Raw genomic sequence first — 5,808 nt, 5'->3', positions numbered from 1 at the left:
CTGCAAGGGGAACTTGATCGCATCCGCACTCGTTTATCTGCACGCCTGGAAGAAGTGGCCGGTCAAATTCATCGACTGGAAATGGAACAAGATCATAGCTATGTTTTAGAGGATAGCCTCGGAGAAGTGGCGATCGCCATTAATGCCTTAGAGAAAAAACGAGTCTATCAACAACGGGTGCGAGAAAAAGGCTTAGAACGCCGCAGCTTTATGGAACGGCTGATGGCACAAACCTCCGATTATGAAACTCAACTGGCAGCGGTGACACAAAAAATCCAAATGTTGCAAGTCCCCGATGCACTCTGTCCCCTGTGTGACAGACCCTTGGATGAACATCATTGGGATTTAGTGATTGAAAAGCAAAAAGCGCAGGAACAGGGGATTATCAATCAGATGTGGGTGTTGAAAGAACAACTGGCAACGAGCGATCGGGAAATTCAGATTCTGCGTCAGGAGTATCGCGAACTGGAGGAGGAGTTAAAACACTACAATGCCTTACGGGAACGTCGGGGACAATTACAAGCTCAAATTGATGCCACTTTAGCCTCCCGGGACCGTTTACAACATCTCACGTTAGAAAAACAACAGTTAGAACAGTCTTTACATACGGGAAGTTATGCAAGCGAATTATACCATGAACTGCAACAGGTGGAGCAGTCTCTGCAACAGTTAAATTACAATGATCAAGACCGCAGTTTGGCTCTGAATGAGGAAAAACGCTGGCGCTGGGGGGAAATTAAGCAAGGGCAAATTCAGCAATCCCAACGGCAAATGGCGCAATTACAAGGGCGGAAGCCGGAGTTAGAACAACGACTGGCACAAGTACAAGCGGCATTACAGGCGCAACAAACGAACTCTCCCTTGCAGCAGCAGATTGCCTTGCTCGATCGCCATTTACAAACCATTGGCTATGACCCCCAGGAACATAACCGTCTGCGAGGTGCGTTAAGAACCGCGCAACTCTGGCTGGGACGAATGGAGGAGTTAAAGCAGGCACAGCAACAATATCCGCAAGTGGAACAGCGGATTGGGGAGTTGACTCGTCAGTTGGAGGCGCGATCGGGCGATCGCACTGCGGTACGCCAGCAGATGCAAGCGCTGCATCAGCAACTTCAGGACATTCCAGACCCCGGCGATCGCATCAAAGCTACCGAAAAACAAATCCAGCTTTTGCGGTCCTCTCTGGATAGTTTACTGGCAACCAAAGGACGGCTACAGCAACAACAACAGCATCTCGCGGCACTCCAAAGTCAGTCTGAAGAACAACGCAAACAACTGGCAACCTCTCATCGTCAAGAACGGGTTTATCGGGAATTGGCAACGGCATTTGGCAAAAATGGCATACAAGCGTTGATGATTGAAAATGTGTTGCCGCAGTTGGAGGGAGAAACCAATCAGATTTTGTCTCGCCTGAGTGGCAATCAACTTCATGTTCAATTTGTGACTCAGCGCGCTAGTCGGGGACGGAGCAAAAAAAACACCAAGTTGATTGATACTTTGGATATTTTAATTGCCGATGCGCGAGGGACAAGAGCTTATGAAACTTATTCGGGGGGGGAGGCATTTAGGATTAATTTTGCGATTCGGTTAGCATTAGCGCGATTACTCGCTCATCGGGCGGGAACTTCGTTACAAATGTTAATTGTGGATGAAGGATTTGGAACTCAGGACCGAGAAGGGTGCGATCGCTTGATTGCGGCGATTAATGCGATCGCCTCGGAATTTGCTTGCATTCTTACGGTTACCCATATGCCGCAATTTCGCGAAGCGTTTCAAGCCCGGATTGAAGTCAGCAAAAATCAAAATGGTTCTCAACTTAGTTTATCCGTTTAATCAGGATTTCCTGACAAATTATGGGAATAAATTTCATCCCCGAAACGATTGGGGGCCTGATTCTGCGGGACCTTCTCTGGGAGGCGATCGGCAACCCTCTCCCCAACCCACACCTGTGCAATCAAACATTTAAACCTCAAATTTAACTTAGCCTAAGCTGTTTTCCATCTAAATTGGATAATCCTAGCGAAGCTCGATGTTTGGGCTCGCGCGTACACGCTACGCCGCACAGCGTAGCCCGGGCTCAGGCTTTACGCACTCCAAAAATGTACGCGAATAACTGTGGGAAACGCTATAACGATTACTCGGCCTTTGGTAAGTAAGCTTATTAACTCAAATATTCTAGGGCAAATATAGGCCAAATCCCCTTTCAAACCCTTACAACTGAACTTCATTTCAAAGGAAATCAGCAAAACTTTAATAGGGTTTAACGGGACTTACAAAGCCGAAAAAACATGATTCAAGAGCTAGAAAACTATCTTTCTAAAACTTCAGCCGATTTGGAAGCGTAACTATCCCTAGAATTTATTTTATGGCTCAAACCTGACACTTTTGCTTGCAACTATCCTCATCCATCCATGAGTCATTGATGTTTCTAAAGCTTGTTGTTTAAAACCGAGTCCAGAAGTCGGGAGTCTTGCCACGGAGAACTAATTCCGAGGAGAGTATCTCCCCAGTGTCCTGTCTCCCCTTTTATTTACTCCTTCCAAGTGTTGACTAGATTGCCGAGTTCGGGTATAATTTATAACTTTTCAAATCAAATTCCAAAATTTTTATAAATTAAATCCCAAAGCAGCCAAAACTATGCAGAGCCTAAAAGGGTAACATAAGATACAATTCTAGGGTGAAAACCCGCCTAAATTTAAAGCAGTACCCCTCCCAAAATTGAGGGTTCGATGATAATTTTTACAAAAGTTAAAATATCAGGGGATAAAAATAAATAATAATAGAAGTTGAGAAAACCCCGAGTTCTGTGCGGGGTCAAGTCCCTCGTCAATTTAAAAAACTACAATCTAAGCGGCCCACCATTAGTATCGGTGAGGTGTTCTCCATGTTCAATAGTTTGTTTTTGCTTCCCCGCGTTATCCCTACTGTCTCTCTGAGTAATCCGTTGGAACACACTAAGATAGAAGACCCCCAAAAGCGCAATGCCTTGTTGCGAAAAGTCATCGACCAAATCTGGCAATCTCTGGAACTTAAAACGATCCTCCAGACAGCGGTGGATGAGATTGCAGCGATGCTGAACTTAGATGCCTGTAGTTTCTTGTGGTACTTTGAACGCACGGAACGGGTGCAAGTGGTCTGCAAACGGACCCGAAATCAGGAATTTGCAGCATTAGAGGGAACGAAACCCCTCTCTGAGGTGGGATATCATCCCTTAGAGATTTTTGGAACCTCCGCCAGCGCGATCGCCCAAGGACAAATGGTGATCAGTTGCGGTCCCATGAATGAGTCCAGGACCTTTGCTGCCATGACGCGCCTGATCTCCAATTGTCCTGTAGCACGCCCCCCTCAGAACTTGATGCAGGGTCCCGAAAATCACCCAACGGAAATGGATCCGGACAACCCCCCTGCTGCGCCGGGGACAGTGGATGCCGTTGCCAATTTGTTGGTTCCCGTGAAAGGACAGGAGGGATGGATCGGCTTTATCGCCTGTCTCTCACAGAATTCCCGCACTTGGTCAACTGCTGAGGTGGAATTTGTCCAACTGATCGCCCAACAACTGGAAATTGCCATTCGGCAAGCGCAACTGTACGATCGCGTTCAAAAACAAGCACAAAGAGAGAGCTTGGTCAATCAAATCGTTAACCAAACCCGTCAGAGTTTCGACCTCGAAACAATTTTAACCCAGGCGATCGCCCAACTGCTAGAAGCCTTAGAAGTTGATCGCTGCTTAATCCACCTCGTCGAAGATCGGGAAGAAGGGGTAACCGGCGATCGCCACCGCGACACCAGTTTCTGGAATGCCGCTAACGATGTAGCCTTCCGCCGAGAGCATTTATTTGAAATCTGTCGCGAACCCTTTCCCTCCTCCATTGATGACTTTGATACCCACGGACCCATAACCCAATGGACGATCGCCCATCGAGAAGAAGTCGTCATCTCCGATGTCAGCGAAGACCCCCGCATCGGCAAACAAAATGAAGAATACGACAAAGCCGAGATTAAATCCTCGATGGTATTGCCGGTACAAGCCAATGGCAGACTCCACGCCATCCTCTATATTAATCAATGTTCCCGAGTCCGGCAGTGGTCCAAACATGACCGGGAACTCGCCCGCGCCGTCGCCGATCAACTAGCGATTTCCATCCAACAAGCCTGCTTGTACGCCCAAAAAAGCGCCACAATGGAGCGAGAATCTCTCTTACGCTTAATTGGGGAACATATTCGCCGCACTTTAGATATTAATACTATCCTGCAAACCAGTGCGCGGGAAGTGCGACAATTATTGGGAGCCGATCGCGTTGCTATCTATCAGTTTAGCAAAGAAACCATAGGCCAAATTGTTGTAGAAGAAAGTACCTCCAAAATCTGTCTGCGTGAAGCCGTCAAAGAACATGATTGCTTTTACAAAGAATGTGCCGAACAATTACAAGGGGGAAAACAGCCCCCAGTTCGAGCCGTTGAAGATGTGTATAAAACCCACGGCAACGACCAACATCTCGCCTGTTGGCAACATTTACAAGTTCGGGCGAGTCTGAGTGTTCCCATCTCTCGGGGAAGCAAAGTTTGGGGACTGTTGATTGTCCATGAATGCCATAAACCAAGAGGATGGCGGACTTCAGAAATCGAACTGTTGCAGCAACTCGCCGATCAGTTGGCGATCGCCATCCATCAAGCGGAATTATACGATCGCGCCTGCGCCAATGCGATCGCCGCCGAAACCAAAGCAGCAGAATTAGAACAAGCCTTACGACAACTCCAAGAAACCCAAGCACAACTCATTCAAAGCGAAAAAATGTCCAGCTTGGGTCAATTAGTCGCCGGAGTCGCCCACGAAATCAACAATCCGGTTAACTTTATCTATGGAAATTTATCTCATGTAGATGGATATGCTCAAGATTTGCTGCAATTGCTAGAAGCCTATCAGGAACATTATCCAGAACCTGTGCCAGAAATAGAAGAAATCGCCGAAGAAATAGACCTCGACTTTTTGCGAGAAGATATGCCAAAAGTCCTGAATTCTATGAAAATTGGCGCCGATCGCATCCGAGAAATTGTCTTATCCTTGCGGAACTTCTCCCGCCTAGACCAAGCTGAAATGAAGTTTGCCAACCTTCATGAAGGGATTGATAACACCTTGCTGATTATCCAAAACCGCTTACGAGCCAAAGCGGGTCATTTGGGCATAGAATTGGTCAAAGACTATGGCAAACTGCCCCGAGTTGAGTGCTATCCCGGACAACTCAATCAGGTGTTGATGAATATTATCACGAATGGAATTGATGCTTTAGAGAGTTATAATGAAAGGCGCTCTATAGAAGAAATTCGCCAAAAACCCAGCCGGATTACCATTCGCACCGAATGGGTGAAGAAACAGGGACAGAATGACCGAATCATCATTGCGATCGGTGATAACGGACCGGGAATTCCCGAACAGATAAAAGCTCGATTGTTCGACCCATTTTTCACCACCAAAGCCGTCGGGAAAGGCACAGGATTGGGACTATCGATTAGTTATCAAATCGTCGTCGAAAAACATAAAGGTGCGATCGAGTGTATTTCTGAACCGGGACAGGGAGCAGAATTTGTCATTGAAATTCCCGTCCGTCAATCCGAGAATGCGATCGTTAATAAACCCGAACTTATGGCAGTCGGTTCCTAGGGGAAAACCTTGGAAAAACACAAGAGAAACACGGTAGGGCTGGTAGCCTCGCGCTCTAAAGATGCTATGTGGAAAGCCCACACGAGCGGTTTTAACCGCCTACACTGTAGTCCAACCATGATGAGGGTCGTTAATGTAGCGCTCTATCG

General features: G+C 47.1%; 2 protein-coding genes. Both read left to right on the top strand.

Annotation, left to right across the window (positions count from 1 at the left end; all coding sequences use genetic code 11):
- Window positions 1-1,833: SbcC/MukB-like Walker B domain-containing protein (locus J0895_RS23650; RefSeq protein ID WP_277989896.1), on the top strand; the 1,833-nt coding region annotated here is incomplete at its 5' end.
- 1,111 nt (window positions 1,834-2,944) lie between these two features.
- A complete protein-coding gene (locus tag J0895_RS23645; RefSeq protein ID WP_207090440.1) occupies window positions 2,945-5,659 on the top strand; it encodes a GAF domain-containing sensor histidine kinase in 2,715 nt (904 codons plus the stop codon).
- Window positions 5,660-5,808 lie beyond the last annotated feature (149 nt).

It is taken from the genome of Phormidium pseudopriestleyi FRX01 (genome assembly GCF_017313335.1).
GTDB classification, from domain to species: domain Bacteria; phylum Cyanobacteriota; class Cyanobacteriia; order Cyanobacteriales; family Laspinemataceae; genus Laspinema; species Laspinema pseudopriestleyi.
The sequence above is the reverse complement of the archived record's forward strand: the minus strand, read 5'-3'. Positions and strand labels throughout refer to the sequence as shown.